14 protein-coding genes are annotated in these 16,330 nt (G+C 69.0%); 5 read left to right on the top strand and 9 right to left on the bottom strand.

The genetic code is table 11. The annotated features are described in order from the left end of the window. Positions 1-268 precede the first annotated feature (268 nt). Positions 269-751, bottom strand: a complete 483-nt coding sequence (locus CY658_RS32610) for a hypothetical protein (protein ID WP_143713824.1) — start codon at positions 749-751, stop codon at positions 269-271. On the opposite strand from CY658_RS32610, the gene CY658_RS30735 reads away from it, so the two are divergent. Together CY658_RS30735 and CY658_RS30740 are read left to right on the top strand one after the other, a co-directional pair. Next, positions 741-2,645, top strand: a complete 1,905-nt coding sequence (locus CY658_RS30735) for an ATP-binding cassette domain-containing protein (protein ID WP_101493783.1) — start codon at positions 741-743, stop codon at positions 2,643-2,645. The two genes, CY658_RS32610 and CY658_RS30735, sit on opposite strands and share 11 nt — an antisense overlap. 106 nt (positions 2,646-2,751) lie before the next feature. After that, on the top strand, positions 2,752-4,482 hold the full coding sequence (locus CY658_RS30740; RefSeq protein ID WP_101493784.1) for a phospholipase D family protein: 1,731 nt from the start codon (positions 2,752-2,754) through the stop codon (positions 4,480-4,482). A gap of 24 nt (positions 4,483-4,506) precedes the next feature. Here the strand turns inward: CY658_RS30740 and CY658_RS30745 are convergent, their stop codons facing one another. The 4 genes from CY658_RS30745 to CY658_RS30760 all read right to left on the bottom strand — a co-directional run bounded on the left by CY658_RS30745 (position 4,507) and on the right by CY658_RS30760 (position 9,533). Further along, a complete protein-coding gene (locus tag CY658_RS30745; protein WP_101493785.1) occupies positions 4,507-5,436 on the bottom strand; it encodes a copper chaperone PCu(A)C in 930 nt (309 codons plus the stop codon). Between the two features lie 31 nt (positions 5,437-5,467). After that, positions 5,468-7,807: a TonB-dependent receptor gene (locus CY658_RS30750; protein ID WP_101493786.1), complete on the bottom strand. Its 2,340-nt coding sequence runs from the start codon at positions 7,805-7,807 to the stop codon at positions 5,468-5,470. An 86-nt stretch (positions 7,808-7,893) separates the two neighbouring features. Continuing rightward, positions 7,894-8,265 (bottom strand): DUF2946 family protein, encoded by a 372-nt coding sequence (locus tag CY658_RS30755; RefSeq protein WP_101493787.1) that lies wholly within the window; start codon positions 8,263-8,265, stop codon positions 7,894-7,896. A gap of 11 nt (positions 8,266-8,276) precedes the next feature. Beyond that, a complete protein-coding gene (locus tag CY658_RS30760; protein WP_101493879.1) occupies positions 8,277-9,533 on the bottom strand; it encodes a TraB/GumN family protein in 1,257 nt (418 codons plus the stop codon). A 65-nt stretch (positions 9,534-9,598) separates the two neighbouring features. On the opposite strand from CY658_RS30760, the gene CY658_RS30765 reads away from it, so the two are divergent. Continuing rightward, positions 9,599-10,012 (top strand): VOC family protein, encoded by a 414-nt coding sequence (locus tag CY658_RS30765; RefSeq protein WP_101493788.1) that lies wholly within the window; start codon positions 9,599-9,601, stop codon positions 10,010-10,012. Then, the gene (locus tag CY658_RS30770; RefSeq protein ID WP_257885033.1) at positions 10,009-11,214 is read left to right on the top strand and encodes a toxin-antitoxin system YwqK family antitoxin; all 1,206 of its coding nucleotides are present in this window, start codon (positions 10,009-10,011) and stop codon (positions 11,212-11,214) included. The genes CY658_RS30765 and CY658_RS30770 overlap by 4 nt, the downstream gene beginning before the upstream one ends. Before the next feature lie 21 nt (positions 11,215-11,235). Here CY658_RS30770 and CY658_RS30775 read toward each other — a convergent pair whose 3' ends face one another. From CY658_RS30775 to CY658_RS30785, 3 genes are read right to left on the bottom strand one after another with little or no spacing between them, the layout of a single operon-like run. Beyond that, a complete protein-coding gene (locus tag CY658_RS30775) occupies positions 11,236-12,210 on the bottom strand; it encodes a Bug family tripartite tricarboxylate transporter substrate binding protein (protein WP_101493789.1) in 975 nt (324 codons plus the stop codon). A 4-nt stretch (positions 12,211-12,214) separates the two neighbouring features. After that, positions 12,215-12,451, bottom strand: coding sequence for a hypothetical protein (locus CY658_RS30780; protein ID WP_101493790.1), 237 nt, complete (start codon positions 12,449-12,451; stop codon positions 12,215-12,217). Beyond that, complete coding sequence (locus tag CY658_RS30785; protein ID WP_101493791.1) at positions 12,448-14,205, bottom strand: FAD-dependent monooxygenase; 1,758 nt, start codon at positions 14,203-14,205, stop codon at positions 12,448-12,450. The genes CY658_RS30780 and CY658_RS30785 overlap by 4 nt, the downstream gene beginning before the upstream one ends. A gap of 84 nt (positions 14,206-14,289) precedes the next feature. Between CY658_RS30785 and CY658_RS30790 the strand changes: the two genes are divergently transcribed. After that, entirely contained in the window at positions 14,290-15,078 is a 789-nt protein-coding gene (locus CY658_RS30790; protein WP_101493792.1) for a helix-turn-helix transcriptional regulator, read from the top strand. Positions 15,079-15,261: 183 nt separating this feature from the next. Here CY658_RS30790 and CY658_RS30795 read toward each other — a convergent pair whose 3' ends face one another. Further along, positions 15,262-16,329, bottom strand: a complete 1,068-nt coding sequence (locus CY658_RS30795) for a fumarylacetoacetate hydrolase family protein (protein WP_099793295.1) — start codon at positions 16,327-16,329, stop codon at positions 15,262-15,264. Position 16,330 lies beyond the last annotated feature (1 nt).

The raw sequence follows: 16,330 nt of genomic DNA on the forward strand, positions 1-16,330 counted from the left end.
TGAACTTCACTTCTATCTCATGAGCGTTTTTAAGTCTTGCGACTTGTTCCGAAGAACTTACGCAATTACCTTCAAACGCCCACGCTTATCGGCTGTAATTTTTTAACGATCACCGAAGCAACTTATCGTTTACTTCGTTTTGCTTCGCTGCGATCAGCGGAGCCTTGTAGTCTAGCACGATTTTTTAAGTATCGTCAAACTTTTTTCGCTTTCTTCAACTTCTTTTTCCGCATCCCGAATCTTTCGATTCAAGCTGCCGAAGTTGTTTTCAGCGTAGCCTTCGATTATGCACTGTTTTTTCAAACCGCGTCAACTTTCGGAGACTTTTTTCGCTTTCCACTTCTTCTTTCCTGCAACCCGAACCTTTCAGTTCAAGTCGCTGAAGTTGTTTCCAGCGAAGCCTTCGATTATGCACTGTTTTTTCAAACCGCGTCAACTTTCGAAGACTTTCTTCACCACCCACAACCAGCACTCCTGAGAGCACCAGTCGCTTCGAAAACCAGAGGTATTCAGCAGCGAAGCCCACGAGTATATGACAGATTTCGAGCCCTGCAAGCCAAGCCGAAAGAAACTTGAAGAAGACCTTGATCGCCTCGCTCACCGCCAGCCTCAAGCCTCTTTCCTGGTTGTCAGCGCCTCTCCTGGATGACTCCAGACCCTCTCTATATAGAGAGCCACAAAGAAGCCCTCTCCGCTGGTCGCCAAGCGCCTTCACCCGCCCCTCCGATAATCCGTGCCACATGGCACTCATCACACTCCTCAACGCGCAGCTCGCGTTCGGTCACGTCCCGCTGCTGGATCATGCGGACTTCTCTCTTCTTGAATCGGAACGCATCGGCCTGATCGGCCGCAATGGCGCCGGCAAGTCGTCGATGCTCAAGATATTGGGCGGACTGGAAAAGCCCGACGACGGCACGCTGCAACTGCAGCAGAACCTTCGCGTCGCCTACGTGGCGCAGGAGCCCGCGCTGGACATGGATGCGGACGTCTTCACCGCCGCCAGCCAGGGCTTGGGCGAAGTCATCGCCATCCGTGACCTGTACCTCTCTGGCGCCGACGGACTCGACCTGGACGCCCTGCAGTCCAAGATTGAAGCCTACGACGCCTGGAACTGGGAGCAGCGCGTCGAAGAGACGCTGCACCGCCTCCACCTCGACCGCAACGCGCGCGTCGGCTCGCTCTCGGGCGGCACGCGCAAGCGGGTCGCGCTGGCCCAGGCCCTGGTGGCCGCGCCGGACGTGCTCCTATTAGACGAACCCACCAACCACCTGGACCTCGACTCCATCGAGTGGCTGGAACAGCTGCTGATCGACTTCAAGGGCAGCGTCGTCACCATCACCCACGACCGCAGCTTCCTGAACCGCGTCGCCACCCGCATCGTGGAACTCGACCGCGGCAAGCTGGGTTCCTACCCCGGCAACTTCGAGCAGTACCTCCTTCAGAAGGAAGAGCAGCTCGCCCAGGAAGCAATCATCAGCGCCAAGGCCGACAAGCTGCTGGCGCAGGAAGAGATCTGGATCCGCAAGGGCGTCGAGGCCCGCCGCACGCGCAGCCAGAGCCGCATCACGCGGCTGCAGGAACTGCGCGCCAGCCGCTCCGCGCGCCGCGAGGTGCAAGGCAGCGTCAACATGGACGTGGCCTCGGGCCAGTCCAGCGGCAAGATCGTGGCCGAGCTCACCGAAGCCACCAAGTCCTTCGGCGAGAAGACCGTGATCCGCAACTTCAGCGGCACCATCCTGCGCGGCGACAAGATCGGCCTGCTGGGCCCCAACGGCGCGGGCAAGACGACGCTGCTCAAGCTGATCCTCGGCGAGCTCGAACCCGACAGCGGCAAGATCCGCCGCGGCACCAACCTGCAGGTGGCGTATTTCGACCAGATGCGCGACAAGCTCGACCTCGACGCCACGCTCGAAGACTTCATCAGCCCCGGCAGCGAGTGGATCGAAATCGGCAGCCAGAAGAAGCACGTCAAAAGCTACCTGTCGGACTTCCTGTTCTCCCCCGCGCGCGCCAACTCCCCCGTGCGCTCGCTCAGCGGCGGCGAACGCAACCGCCTGCTGCTGGCGCGCCTGTTCGCGCGCCCGGCCAACGTGCTGGTGCTCGACGAGCCGACCAACGACCTGGACATCGACACGCTCGAACTGCTCGAAGGCCTGCTGCAGGACTACGACGGCACCGTGTTCCTCGTGAGCCACGACCGCACCTTCCTCGACAACGTGGTGACCAGCACGATCGCCTTCGAGGGTGACGGCCGCTGGCGCGAGTACGAGGGCAGCGTGGAAGACTGGCTGATCCAGTCGAAGCGCGCGCGCGAGATCGCCGAGCAGCGCCTCGCGTCGGCACCGCCGGCTCCTGCCGCCGCACCGGCCCCGGCCCCCGCGGCTGCACCCGCCGCCGCCCCCACGGGCGGGCCCCGCAAGAAGCTCTCGTACAAGGAGCAGCGCGAACTCGAAGCCCTGCCCGCGCAGATCGAAGCCCTCGAAACCGAGCAGAAGCGCATCAGCGAAATGCTCGAGCTCGACGGCGGCGCCATCTACGCGAGCGACGCCTCGCGCGCGGTCGAACTGAGCGAGCGTCACGCGAAGATCGACGACGAGCTGCTCGCCGCGCTGGAGCGCCAGGAAGAACTCGGCGCCGGGCGCTGAGCGTCGCTTTCCTGCGCCGGTTGGCCGCCCGTCCCACCCACGGCGGGCGCCAACTCGGCTATACATGCGGCACCGCCTTCCCCGGCTCCCGGAAAGATCCCGCCGCATGCCTTCTTCTTCCTTCCACGCGTTGGTCCGCCGCAGCGCCGCGCTGCTGGCGATCCTGGTGCTCGGCGCCTGCGCGCAGCTGCCGAAGGATGTGGACCGTCCCGTCTCGACCGCGCTCGCCTCGCCCGACGGCACGGCGCTGGCCACGCTGCTGAAAGAGCGGCGGCAGGCCGACAAGGCCCGCTTCGACTCGGGCTTCCTCTTGCTGGGCGGTCCGCAGGCCGCCTACGGCAGCCGCTTGGCGCTGATCGAGAGCGCTCAGAAAACGCTGGATCTGCAGTACTACGCCATCCATGCCGACGCCAGCACCGGCCGGCTGGTGCGCGGGCTGCAGGCGGCGGCCGAGCGTGGCGTGCGGGTGCGCATCCTGCTGGACGATTTCCACACCATCGGCCGCGACGCGCTGGTGCTCGGCCTGGCCTTCATCCCGAACATCGAGATGCGCCTGTTCAATCCGCTGGCGGGCTCGCGCGGCACCGGCTTCAACCGCATGCTCAACGCCATCGGCGAGGTCTCGCGCATCCAGCAGCGCATGCACAACAAGCTGTTCCTGGCCGACAACGTGATGGGCGTGACCGGCGGGCGCAACCTGGGCGACGCCTACTTCGGCAATGCCACCAACGGCAACTTCGTCGACGTCGACGTGCTGGCGGCCGGCCCGATCGTGCAGGACCTCTCGCGCAGCTTCGACAGCTACTGGAACAACGAGCGCGCCTACCCGGTGCAGTCGCTGGTCTCGCGCGAGGAGTTCCAGCGCATCCGCGAGCGCGCCCAGCGCGTCGAGAAGGAACTCGGCGACGAAGCCGCCGAAGCCCGCAACCGCCCGAAGCCACCCGACGGCGAGCCCCGCCCCGGCGCGGCGCCCACGGCCGAACAGCGCGCCCGCGCCTGGGACGAGAAGCCGCTCGACTTGCGCAGCGCCGCCTTCGTCTGGGCGCCAGCGCTCATGCTGGCCGATGCACCCGGCAAGATCCCCGCCGACCGCGGCCCCGGCGCGACGCGCAACCCCGACCTCGTGGTGAGCCGGCCCGCGCTGCCGTCGCGCAACGCCGCAGCGCTGGCCGACCTGGCGTCGAGCGGCGACACGGTGGTCGAAGGCCTGCTGCACCTGATCGGCCAGGCGCGCACCGACCTGCTGATCATCTCGCCCTACTTCGTGCCCGGCCCCGACATGCAGCAGGCTTTCGCCGCAGCGCGCGCGCGGGGCGTGCGCATCCGCGTACTGACGAATTCACTCGCTTCGAACGATGCGCCCATCGCCCACGTGGGCTATGCGCGCCACCGCAAAGCGCTGCTGACCGCGGGCGTCGAGCTGTACGAGCTGCGCAGTGAACAGACCGACTTCGGCAATGTGTTCGGCTCCTCGGGCAGCAGCAGCGCGGGCAGCGCCGGTGGTGAATCGCGCGCGATGCTGCACTCCAAGGTGCTGGTGATGGACGGCCGGCTGCTGGTGGTCGGCTCGATGAACCTCGACCTGCGCTCGCAGCTGCAGAACACCGAGATCGCGCTGCTGATCCGCAGCAGCGAACTCTCGCGCGTGGCGGCCGAGCAGATCGAGCGCGGCATGCGCGAGCGCTCATGGCATGTCGAACTCGAGAAGGGCACGCTGGTGTGGCACGCGCCCGAAGGCAGCGGCCTGCAGGACACGGACACCGAGCCCGACGCGAGCGCCACGCTGCGCTTCCTGCTGCGGCTGTTCGGGCCGCTGGCGCCGGACCAGCTGCTCTGACGTTCCGGCGAGACCCCGAGGGGGTCAGTGCTTGTGCTGGTGCGCACCGCCTGCTGCGGGCGCCGGTGCCGCGGCGGCGCCTTCGGGCGCACCGACCGGCAGCTTGAGTTCCAGCGTCGTCTTCGCGCCCTTGGCGTCCTCGAACTTCAGGGTCATGGGCACGGTCGCGCCCTTGGTCATCGCGCCCTTCAGGTCCATCAGCATCACGTGGTAGCCGCCGGGCTTGAGCTCGACGGTCTTGCCGGCCGGCAGGTCGAGGCCGCCGGTCAGTTCGCGCATGCGCATCGTGTCGCCTTCCATCTTCATCTCGTGCACCTCGGCCACGCCGGCGGCGGGCGTCGAGATGCCGACCAGCTTCGTGCCCGTGGGCGCGGTGAGCTTCATGAAGGCGCCGGTGCCGCTCTGGCCCGGCACCGACTGGCGCACCCAGGCGTCGCGCACGTCGACCGTGGCCACGCCCTGCGCGACCACATCGAGCTTGGCGGCGGGCTTCTTCAGGCCGGCCGTGGTGCTGCCCGAGGCGGGCACTTCCGCCCAGTCGACGCTGCCGACATCGCAGTCCTGGCGGACCTTGAACCACAGCGGGCCCGGCGCGGCGGGCACCTTGCCGCGCAGCACGAACTCGCCGCGCTCGCTGCCAGGCAGCGCGTTCTGCGGCGTCTCTGCGGTCCAGCGAACTTCGCCTTCGGCGCTGCCGGCCTTCGGTGCATCGAGCTTCCAGCCCTTGCGCGCCTGCGCATCGGTGAGCACGAAGCCCTTGGGCAGGCGCACCGCGAGGCCGGTGGTGGTCTTGGCGCCTTCGCAGGCGTGGCCGACGCGGAAGGCGGCGTTGTACTCGCTGCCCACGGTAGCGCCGCCCGGGGGCAGGCTCACGTGGGCGCCGGCGGCGCTGGCACCGGCCAGCAGGGCGCAGGCGGCGAGGGTGTGGAAGGTGGGGGTCGAGAGCTTTGTCATGGCGTGTGTCCTTGGAGAGGAAAAGTGAGGGTCAAAGGTCGAACTTGAGTTCGGCCACGAAGGTGCGTTGCGGGTACGGGTGGAAGGCCCAGTAGGTCCGGTTGTTGAGGTTGTCGATGCCGACGGCGGCGCTCCACTGGCGGTCGATGCGGTAGCGGATGCGTGCGTCGACCACGAAGAACTTCGAGAAGCCCATGAAGGCCATCCCGTTCGGGTCGCTGTTGTCGAGCGTGCCGTACTGCCGGCCGCTGTAGCGCGCGCCGACCGTGTAGCTCCACTTGGCATCGGGCCGGTAGGTGGCGAGCAACGAGGCGCGCACCTTGGGCACGCGCGGCTGGTCGCGCCCGACGCTGGCCGGGAAGCCGCTGTTGGCGGTGATCTTCGAATCGGTCAGCGTGAGGCTGCCGCTGAGGTCGAGCCCCTGGATGCCCGCATCGACCGTGTTCAGCGCCACCTCCAGCCCGCGCGTGCGGATGGCGTCGACGTTTTGCACAGTGCTCACGAGGTTGGTGAGCGCCTGGGTGTAGAGCGCGTCTTTCGTGTGCTCGAAGAACAGCGTGGTGCGCAGCACGCCGTCGAGCCCCCAGCGCTTGAGGTCGCGCTCGGCGCTCAGCTCGGCGGTCCACGAACGCTCCGGGCGCAGGTTCGGGTTGGTGTTGACGATGCGGTTGCCCTCGATCGAGCCCTGGTAGAGCTCGCTCACGGTGGGCATGCGCACGGCGCGGCCGGTCGAGGCCTTGAAGAGCCAGTCGGGCGTGGCCTGCCAGGCGAGCGCGGCCTTGGGCGAGACGAAGCGGTTCTTGCGCGGCGCGAAGTCGAGCAGCTTCGCCGCGTTGCCGAGCTGGCCGCTGTACGCCTCCCAGCGCTCGTGGCGCAGGCCCAGCGTGGTCTTCCAGTCTTTGGCGAAGCGCCAGGTGTCCTGCACGTAGAGCGAGCGCAGCCGCGTGTTGCCGTTGAAGGCGGAGAACGGCGACACGGCCGGCCCGCCGATCCAGTCGCGCGTGTTGCCGATGGCGCTGCGTAGCCGCGCGGTGTCCTGCTGGAAGCCGAAGTCGACCACGTGCGCGCCCACGCCTTCGGCCGAGCCGGTGGGCCGCCACGTGCCCGCAGCCTTGAAGGTGTGCCAGCCGGTGCCGCCCATGTCGGTGGTGCGGCCGGGGCCGCCGTAGAACGCGCCGGGCAACGCCACGGTCGGCGTGCGCGAGGTGTCCTTGGCGTAGTCGAACAGGCTCGCCGCGACTTCCCAGTCGAACACGCCGCCGGTGTGGCTCTTCACCGAGAGGCCGTGCATGTAGTGCGTGAGCGCCGTCTCGGTCGGTGCGAAGGCGGCGGCCGGCGTGTCCAGGGTGTAGGTGCGCCCGCCGAGGTTCACGCGCCCGCCGTACACGGGCTGCCCGAAGGCGTCGCGAAGGTAGGTGTCGGTGCTGCCGTGCGTGGTGTTGTGCCAGGCGCCCAGCGTGTAGGTGGCGCGCACCGTGGGCGAGAAGTCGTAGGCCAGCTTGAGCTTGGCCTGCTCCTGGGTCGTGTCGTAAGCGGTCGTGCCGCCCAGCAGCCACCACGGCTGGTTCGACGGGTTCAGCCCGAGCAGCGCGCCGGTGACGGGCGTACCGGCATTGCCCACCGTACCCGCGCTGACGAGCCGGTTGGCGAACGACAGCACCTGCCCCTTGCTGTGGGTGCGCGAGGCGCCGAGCCACCACGACCAGTCGCCGCTGCGGCTGCCCAGCGACAGGTCGAGCTGCTGGCCGCCCGGCGACGAATGGCTCTTGTCCAGGTCGAAGTTCGAGGCGAAGCCGCTGAGCTTGACGTGCGCCTCGAGCTGCGTGGGCATGCGCGTCACGTAGTCGACCACGGCGCCCACCGAGTTGCCCGGGTAGGCGGCCGAGAACGGACCATAGAGCACGTCGACGCGCTCGATCTCGTCGGGCGACACCATGCCCCAGCGCGGCGCGAAGGTGGCGCCGTTGCCCAGCGGGTTCGACAGCATGATGCCGTCCGCGTAGACCATCGCGCGGGCGCTGTTGCCCGTGCCCGAGGCGCGCGTGGCGAGCACCGCGTGGTTGAAGTCGCCGATGTAGCGCTTGCGCACCAGCAGGCTCGGCAGGTACTTGAGCGCGTCTTCGGCGTCGGTCGCGTTGACCGTCTCGGCGATCTGCTCGGCGGTCACGCCTTCGATGGTGGTGGGGATCTGCGTCGGCAGCGAGGTCGGCCGGCCACCACTGATGGTGACGGTGCCGAGCGTGCGGCCCGGGGCAGCCGCAGCACCGGCCTCGGGCGGATCAACGTCCGGCGGCGTTTGCTGCTGCGCCCACACCGGCGCGCTGAGAGGAAATGCCATGGCGATCGCCAGGGCGCGGGAGTGCTGCTTCATGGGGAACCGGCTCCACGAACTTCAAGCCAAAGGGACTGCCTGCGCGCACCCGGGGTGCACCGGCAGGCAGCGCTGTTGCTGATCGCTCAGGCGGAACGCGGGGGCCCACGGGCCGGCAGCGGTGCGGCCGTGGCCGCGGCATGGCGCGCGGCGGGAATCGGTTGAAGCATGCGTCCCAGCGGCAGGGGCGCATCGAAAGCGGTTGCCAGCGGCGGCGGGGGCGGTGCGCCGGTCAGCACGCACAGCGGGCAGTCCATGTGCGTGGCGCCCATGTCCTGCACGCCGTCTTCGGTGTGGACCACCACCTTGATGGTCCCGGCGCCGGAACACACCAGTTCCATCGCCTGCGGATGCACCATCGGCGACGCCACCGCCACGCCCAGCGACAGCACGAACCACAACAGCACCCACCGGCCGAGACGGCCGATCAGGCGGGGGTGGGGGCGCAGCGTGTGCATGGCGGTCGCGATTATCGGCGCACTTTGCTGTTCGCGGCCTTGGGGGCGGCCTTGCCCTTCGGCGCGGCAGCAGCCTTCGCGGCCGGCTTGGCCCCGCCCTTCGCTGCGGCCTTCTGGCTCTGGCTCTGGCTCTGGCCCTTGCTCGCCTTCTGCCCCTTGACGTTCTTGCCGCCACGCACCGCCTTGCGGGCCGGCGGCTCGGGCGCCGCGAGTGGCGGCATCGGCAGCGCCATCTGTGCCTGCGCCTCGGTGAGCACCGGCGTCACGGTGAAGCCGCGCGCCGCCATCAGCGTGGGCAGCCCCTGCGCGCCGACCATGTGCAGCGCGCCGACCGCGGCGAACGCGCTGCGCCCGCCCGCATGCAGTCGCTCTATGCCGTCGGCCAGGCCGGGGTTGCGGTCGTCGAGCAGGCGCTTCATGAGGCGCTGCTCGGCCGGCGTGTTCAGGCACCCGCACCACTCGGGGTACCGCGCCAGCCGGGCCGCGTCGCTGCGCGCCCAGATGTCGGCCAGCGTCTTGAGCTGGCCGCGCAGCCGGCCCGATTCCAGCTCGTCGAGCATGGCGTCGATCTGCTCGGCCTCCTCGGCTTCGGAACCGCCGGTGAGCCAGCGCAGCTGGTCGGCCGCGTTCTCGAGCGCGACGATCGGCTTGTTGCTGTTGCGGGCCGAGACGGCCAGCGTCTCGTCGACGCCGAACTCGGCATACAGGCCGTCGGCGCGCGCCGCCAGCGCGGTCAGCGTCGTGACCTGCAGGATGGGCGGCAGCCTGGCGGTCGAACCCGGCGACACGCAGGCCTCGGCGTTCTGGCGTTCGAGCCGGCGGGCGCGTTCGCCGCTGAGCACGCGCGCCACCGCGGCCGGGTCGGCGGGTTGGCTCAGGGCGCGCACCGTCGCCTCGTCGCGCGAGTCGAGCTCGAGCGCGAGCGTGTCGCTCTGCGCCATCGCCTTTTGCACGGTCGGGCCGGGGCGCACCCATTCGCCGCGCCCCAGGTGCAGGGTGCCGTAGAGCCACGAGGTGCGACCGTCGCGCTCGATGCGCCACAGCAGGCCGCGGTCGACGCCGTTGCGCAGGCCGATGCCGGGCTTCTCGAGGCTCGCGATGGCCGAGGGCGGGCAGGCGGCGGCATGCGCCGCGACCGCGATGAAACAACCACCGACACCGGCCAGGGCCTGGCGGGTCAGACGTGCAAGAAGGCGCTGGGGCGCCGGCCGGTCGGTGCCGCGCGACAGCAGGCGCAGCGGTGCGACGAGGGCTCGGAGTATCCGCAAGGCGAGCTCCATGATTGAAAGAAAGTCCGGCATTCTCACAGCAGCGCTGCCCATAATCCAAAACCATGCAAAGCATCTTTCACCTTGCCATTCACGTGCGCGACCTTGACGGCGCCCGCCGCTTCTACGGCGACGTGCTCGGCTGCGCCGAAGGCCGCAGCACCGACACCTGGGTCGACTTCGACTTCTTCGGCCACCAGATCTCGCTGCACCTCGGTGAACCCTTCGCCACCACCCGCACCGGCCGCGTCGGCGATGCGATGGTGCCCATGCCGCACTTCGGCATCGTGCTCGCGCTGCCCGACTGGCAGGCACTGGCCGGGCGCCTCGAGGCCGCCGGCACCGAGTTCGTGCTGAAGCCGCAGGTGCGCTTCGAAGGCCAGCCGGGCGAGCAGTGGACGATGTTCTTCTGCGACCCCTTCGGCAACCCGATCGAGGTCAAGGGCTTCCGTTCGCTCGACACGCTTTACGACAAGTGACCCCGCGCCCGCCCGCTCCCGCTCTTCGGACGCCCCGGGCGGCCGCGTCCTTCTTCGGCCCGGCCGCGATCGCATGGGTCGCGCTGCTGGGTACCCCGGTGGTCCACGCGCAGCAGGAGTGCGAGCTCAACGGCCAGCGCGTGAGCCCGGCCGATGGCAACAGCACCACCGGCAAGACCGGTCTGATGCGCTGCAAGGACCGCGGCACCGGCGAGCTCCAGCGCGAGCAGCAGGTGCAGAACGGCGTCTTCATGGGCCTGGTGCGCTTCTATGAAAAGGGCAAGCTCGCGCGCGAACATACCGTCAACGCCAAGGGCAACATGCAGGGCCGCGCGCGCGAGTTCGCGCCCGGCGGCCAGGTGCTGCGCGACGCCACCTACGACGACGGCCAGGAGCGCGGCCTCGTGCGCAGCTTCTACCCCGGCGGCCAGCTGCGGCGCGCCACCTTCCATCCCGACCGCGGCACCGAGCGCGCCATGGTCGAGTTCACCGAGCGCGGCCAGATGTCGATGCTGCGCTGCGCCGAGGCGCCCGTGCTGGCGCCGGTGGCCGACGATGCCAAGCTGTGCGGCTTCACGGGCGGGCCGTCGAACGTCGACCTGTTCGACGCGCGCGGCACGCTGCGCTCGAAGCTCTCGTACCAGGCGGGCAAGCGCGTGCGCACGCAGGAGTTCTACGACAACGGCAAGCCGTCGGTGCTCGACGAGACCAGCGGCAACCGGCGCGTGGAGCGCAGCTTTTCGTCAGAAGGCGTGAAGCGGCGCGAAACCGTGTGGCTGCTGATCGGTCGCTCGTCGATCCGCCAGCGCGAGCAGGAGTTTTCCGACCGCGGCTCGCTGGTGCGCGACCAGCGCTGGAACGCCTCGGGCGAGCCCGTGAGCGACGACAGCTTTCACCTCAACGGCCAGCCGCGCAGCAAGGCCGTCTACAGCAGCACCGGCAGTGAGCGCACGGTCGAAGTGACCGAGTTCTACGACAGCGGCCAGCGCGCCGCGCAGGGCCGCTACCTCGCGCCGGGGCGCAGCCGGCAGGTGCCCGTGGGCACGCACCAACGCTTCAATGAAAAGGGCGAGCTGCTGGCCGAGTCGAGCTTCGACGACAAGGGCCGCGTGACGCGCGAACGCAGCTGGGACGAGAACGGCGAACTGCAGCGCGACGACGAAGTCTTCGAAGACGGCTCGCGAAAAGCGTTCACCCGCTGAGGTGAACGCCCCCCGGCAGCATCAGTCCAGCTTGATGCCGGCCTGCTTGATGATCGGGCCCCAGCGCTTCGATTCCGCGCGCGACAGCGCCGCGAACTGCGCCGGCGTGCCGGGCATCGCTTCCATGCCGAAGTCGTCAAAACGCTTTTGCACGGCCGGCGTGCTGAAGGCCTTGTTCAGGTCGCTGTTGAGCTTGTTCACCACGGCGGCGGGCAGGCCGGCCGGGCCGAGGATGCCCTGGAACGCGAACACCTCGGTGTTGGGCACGCCCACTTCAGCCAGCGTCGGCACGTCGGGCAGGCGCTTGCTGCGCGCGCCCGAGCCGATGGCCAGCACGCGCACCTTGTTGCCCTGCATGATCGGCAGGCCCGAGGCCAGGTCCAGGAACATGCATGGCACCTGGCCGCCCATCACGTCGGCCATGGCCGGCGCCGCGCCGCGGTACGGGATGTGGGTGATGAAGGTGCCGGTGCGCGCCTTGAACATTTCCATCGCCAGGTGGTGCGGCGAGCCATTGCCGGGCGACGCGTAGTTGACCTTGCCCGGGTTGGCCTTCACGTAGGCCAGGAACTCCTTGAAGTTCTTCGCCGGAAAGTCCGGGTGCACCACCAGCGCGAGCGGGAACTTGCCGATGGCGCCGATGTAGGTGAAGTCCTTCTCGGGGTTGAACGGCAGCTTGCTGAACAGGTGCTCGTTGAAGGCCAGCACGGCGTTGTCGGCCGAGAGCACCGTGTAACCGTCGGGCTTGCTCTTGGCGACCAGGTCGGCGCCGATGTTGGTCGACGCGCCGGGGCGGTTGTCGACCACGATCTGCTGGCCCAGCGTCTGGCGCATGGCCTCGGCCAGCACGCGTGCGATCACGTCGGTGCCGCCGCCCGCGGGGTACGGCACGACCCACTTGATGAGCTGCGCGGGGTAGTCCTGTGCGTGGGCGAAGGGAGCAGCGGCCACGGCGGTGCCGGAAGCGAGCGTGGCGAGAAGGGTGCGGCGATCCATGAGATCAATCTCCTGTTTGTTGTTCGGAAGCGGACAGCGATGGTACGGGCAGCGCGCGCAACGCGTCGGCCAGCGCGGCGCGGCAGCGCGCCTCGTCGCCGACCTGCTCGAACAGCAGCAGCGCGAGCCGCGCGAGGAACAGCGATTCGCGTTCGGCGCCGGCCTCGGTGATGGCGCGCGCGCACTCGGCGTACAGGCGGTCGCGGGCGTCGGGGTGGAGCGCAGGGGCGGCGGTCGTCATGCGGGAATGTCCTGTGAGTTGGCAACGGCCGCGCGGGCCAGCGCGGCGGGCAGTGCACCGGTCGGCAGGCGGTGCCAGCGCGCGGCCACGTGGCCGTCGGGGCGCAGCAGGTAAATGGCACCGTCTTGCGCGCCTAGCGCTGCGAAGACAGCGGTGGACGCCTGCGCATCGGCGCCTTCAGTGCCGACACTCGCGATGCTGCGAACCGCAAAAGGCAAGGCGCCCTGCTGCGCTCGCTCGATGTCGGCGGCGGGCGGCGAAGCCGCATCCGGACGCAACACCAGCAGCGTGAACACCGGCGCGATCCAGTCCGTGAGATGGCCCTGTTCGAGTGCCTGCTCCGGCATCACCTCGCCGGGCAACGGCCCCGCCGGCAATGCATCGCCTTCGCTCGACAGCGCCGAATCGTCATAGCGCACGGCCTGCGTCTGGCGCGGGTTGATGAGCTGCGCGATGCCGCGGTGCGCCTCGGACAGCGACAGCGCCGCCTCGCGCAGCAGGTCGAAGCCGCGCGAGGGCGGCGACATGAACTCGGTGCTGCGCATCGCGGCCTCGGCGTTGATGTAGAAGGCCGCGATGCGCTCCTGCGAGTACGCATCGAGCAGCGCCGCGTCCGACAGGCCCTTCGCCACGCAGGCCAGCTTCCAGGCCAGGTTGTCGGCGTCGTCGAAGCCCGAGTTGAGGCCGCGCACGCCGAAGATCGGCATCGCATGCGCTGCGTTGCCCGCGAACACGACGCGGCCGTGGCGGTAGCTGTCGAGCGTCATCGCGCCGGCGCGGTACACCGAGGTCCATACCGTCTTCCACGGCAGGTGGCCTTCGCCGATGGCGTTGAGGTGGCGCTGCACGAACTCGACCACGGCTGCGGGCTGCAGCGCGTCTTCGGTGCTTTGCCCCGCGCGCAGCTGGTAGTCGATGCGCCAGATGTCATCGGGCTGGCGGTGCATCAGCACGGTCGAACCGGGATTCCACGGCGGGTCGAACCAGGCGCGGCGCTCGGTCGGGTGGCCGCTGTGCAGTTCGATGTCGATGATCACGTAGCGGCCTTCATAGCCCGTGCCCTCGAGCGCCAGCCCGAGCGACTTGCGCACGAAGCTCTGGCCGCCGTCGCAGGCCGCGAGCCACTGGCCGCGCAGGCGGTAGGCGCCTTCGGCGTTGCGCACGTCGAGCGTCACGCCCCCGCCATCCTCGTCCTGCGCGAGCGCCGTGAGCTCGGTGCCCCAGCGGATGTCCACGAGCCCCGGCGTCGCAGCGTTGCGGCGTTCGATCTCGTCCAGCAGGTACTGCTCGATGTAGTACTGCTCCAGGTTGATCATCGGCGGCAGCTTCTGCTGCGCGTCCTGCGGCATCTCGAAGCGGAACACCTCGGCCGTCTTGTAGAAGCTGCGCCCCACGCTCCACGGCAGGCCCTTGCCCAGGAAGGCCGGCAGCGCGCCCAGGCGCTCGACGATCTCCAGGCTGCGACGCGAGATGCAGGCCGCGCGGCTGCCCACGCAGACCGTGTCATCGGCCTCGAGCACCACGCTGCGCACGCCGTGGTTGGCGAGCCCCAGCGCCAGCGCCATGCCCACCGGGCCGCCGCCCGCGATCACGACCGGGTGGCAGCCGGGCTCCATGCCGTCGGCACCGAGCGACGGCAGCCGGGGCGCGAAGCGCGTGTAGTGGAAGGCGCCGACCGAGGGCGGCAGCGCGGTCGCGAAGGACGGCGGCGGCACGGGGCCGGTGGCGGCGTCGGCGGTACGGGTGGTGGTCATGGAACGGGATTGTCCCGATGCATCGCCCGCTCCAATGTCATAACTTCGTAGGAGGTATTTACCCTAGTATTCCTTCGAAACCCCATGAAACGCTGGCGCCTCCATTCCGCCGCCGACGCGCAGTTGTCGGCAGCCGTCGTCGGCGACGTGCTCGCGGGCATCGGCACGCCGCACCTGGCGGCCAGCTGCCTGGCGGCGATGCACCGCGTGATGCCCGTCACCTTCTGCACCGTGTTCGGCGTCGATGCCACCGGCCGCATCGAGACCGTCTCGGCCGCCAGCAGCTACGGCCACACGGCCGAGCGCACCGCCGAGCGTTACGTGGCGCAGCGCTTCGACCTGCTCGACCCGAACATGGCGTGGCTGGCCGCGCGCAAGCTGCCGAAACGCGCACAGCTGTGGATGGGCCACCAGCACGGCGACGAAGTGGCCGACCCCGCCTACCGCGCCGCCTGTTACGGCGACGTGGGCATCCGCGAGCGCAGTTCGGTGCTGCTGCTGCGCCCGAGCGGCCAGCGCGTGGCCGTGAGCTTCTATCGCAGCCTGGCGCAGCCCGAGTTCGGCGAGACCGACTTCGCCGTCATCGCCGCCCACGCCACGCTGCTGGCCGACGCCGCCAGCGCCCACAGCCGCAGCGCGGCGGCCGTGCACGAAGCGGCCGCGCCCACCCTCACCTCGCGACTGCTGACGCTGAGCCTGCGCGAACGCGAGGTGATCGGCCACCTGATGGCCGGCCGCACCGCGAAGGACACAGCGCGCGCGCTGGGGGTCGAGCTGAGCACGGTGCGCACGCATCAGTACCGGGCGTTCCGGCGGTTGGGGATTCGGACGCAGAAGGAGTTGCTGCGGGGCGGCGTGGTGGCTGCCGCCTGACCAGCGTCGTCGATGACGCTCAGCCGCCGATCAGGCAATTGAAAGTGGCCCACCGCCGGAGCTGCAGCAGGTCGGGCGCCCCGCACGTCAAGCTAGTGACGCAATCTATTTTTGCCCCCATGGGAGCAATATCGATCAACCAGTCAGCAATCCAATGAGTTTTGACCTCATGGGATCAAAACTTCAATCCCCAGCGGATTCCTCACCCGCCTTCACCACCGACACCGGCGCCTCCACCGCCCGCCCCGCCGTCGACACGATCTCCTGATCGATCGCGCCGAACAGCGAGCGCCCGTCCAGCCCTTTCATCTCGATGCGAATCGTGTCGCCGAACTTCATGAAATCGGTGGCGGGGGCGCCGTCCTGGATGGTTTCGATGCAGCGCTTTTCGGCGATGCACGAGTAGCCCTTGGGCCATTCCATGCGGCCGTTTTTCTCGACGCCCTTGTTGCTCACGGTGCCGCTGCCGACGATGCTGCCGGCGCGCACGTTGCGGGTCTTGGCGATGTGGGCGATGAGCTGGCCGAAGTGGAAGGTCATCTCGGGGCCGGCGTCGCACAGGCCGACCTTGCGGCCGTTCCAGCTGCTTTGCAGCGCCAGGTGCACGCGCCCGTCCTGCCAGGCCGCGCCGATCTCGTCGAGCGTGACGGCCACGGGGCTGAAGGCGGTGGCGGGCTTGCTCTGGAAGAAGCCGAAGCCCTTGGCCAGCTCGGCCGGAATGAGGTTGCGCAGACTCACGTCGTTGGCCAGCATCACGAGGCGGATGCCATCGAGCGCCTGGTCGGGGGTGGAACCCATCTTGATATCGCCGGTGACGACGGCGATCTCGGCCTCGAAGTCGATGCCCATGGCCTCGCTGGGCACGATCACGTCGTCAACCGGGCCCAGGAAGTCGTCGCTGCCGCCCTGGTACATGAGCGGGTCGGTATAGAAGCTCTCGGGCACCTCGGCGTTGCGCGCCTGGCGCACCAGCTCGACGTGGTTCAGGTAGGCCGAGCCGTCGGCCCACTGGTAAGCGCGCGGCAGCGGCGCCATGCACTGGGCGGGGTCGAAGGGGAAGGCGTGGCGTGCGCGACCCTGGTTGAGCGCGTCGTACAGGTCCTGCAGCTGCGGGCTCATGAAGCCCCAGTCGTCCAGCACCTGCTGCAGCCGATGGGCGATGCCGGTAGCGTAGTGGGCGAGCGTGAGGTCGCGCGAGACGACGACCAACTGGCCGTCGCGCGAGCCGTCCTTCAGGGTGGCGAGTTTCATG

The organism is Variovorax sp. RO1 (genome assembly GCF_002849325.1).
Lineage (GTDB): Bacteria > Pseudomonadota > Gammaproteobacteria > Burkholderiales > Burkholderiaceae_C > Variovorax.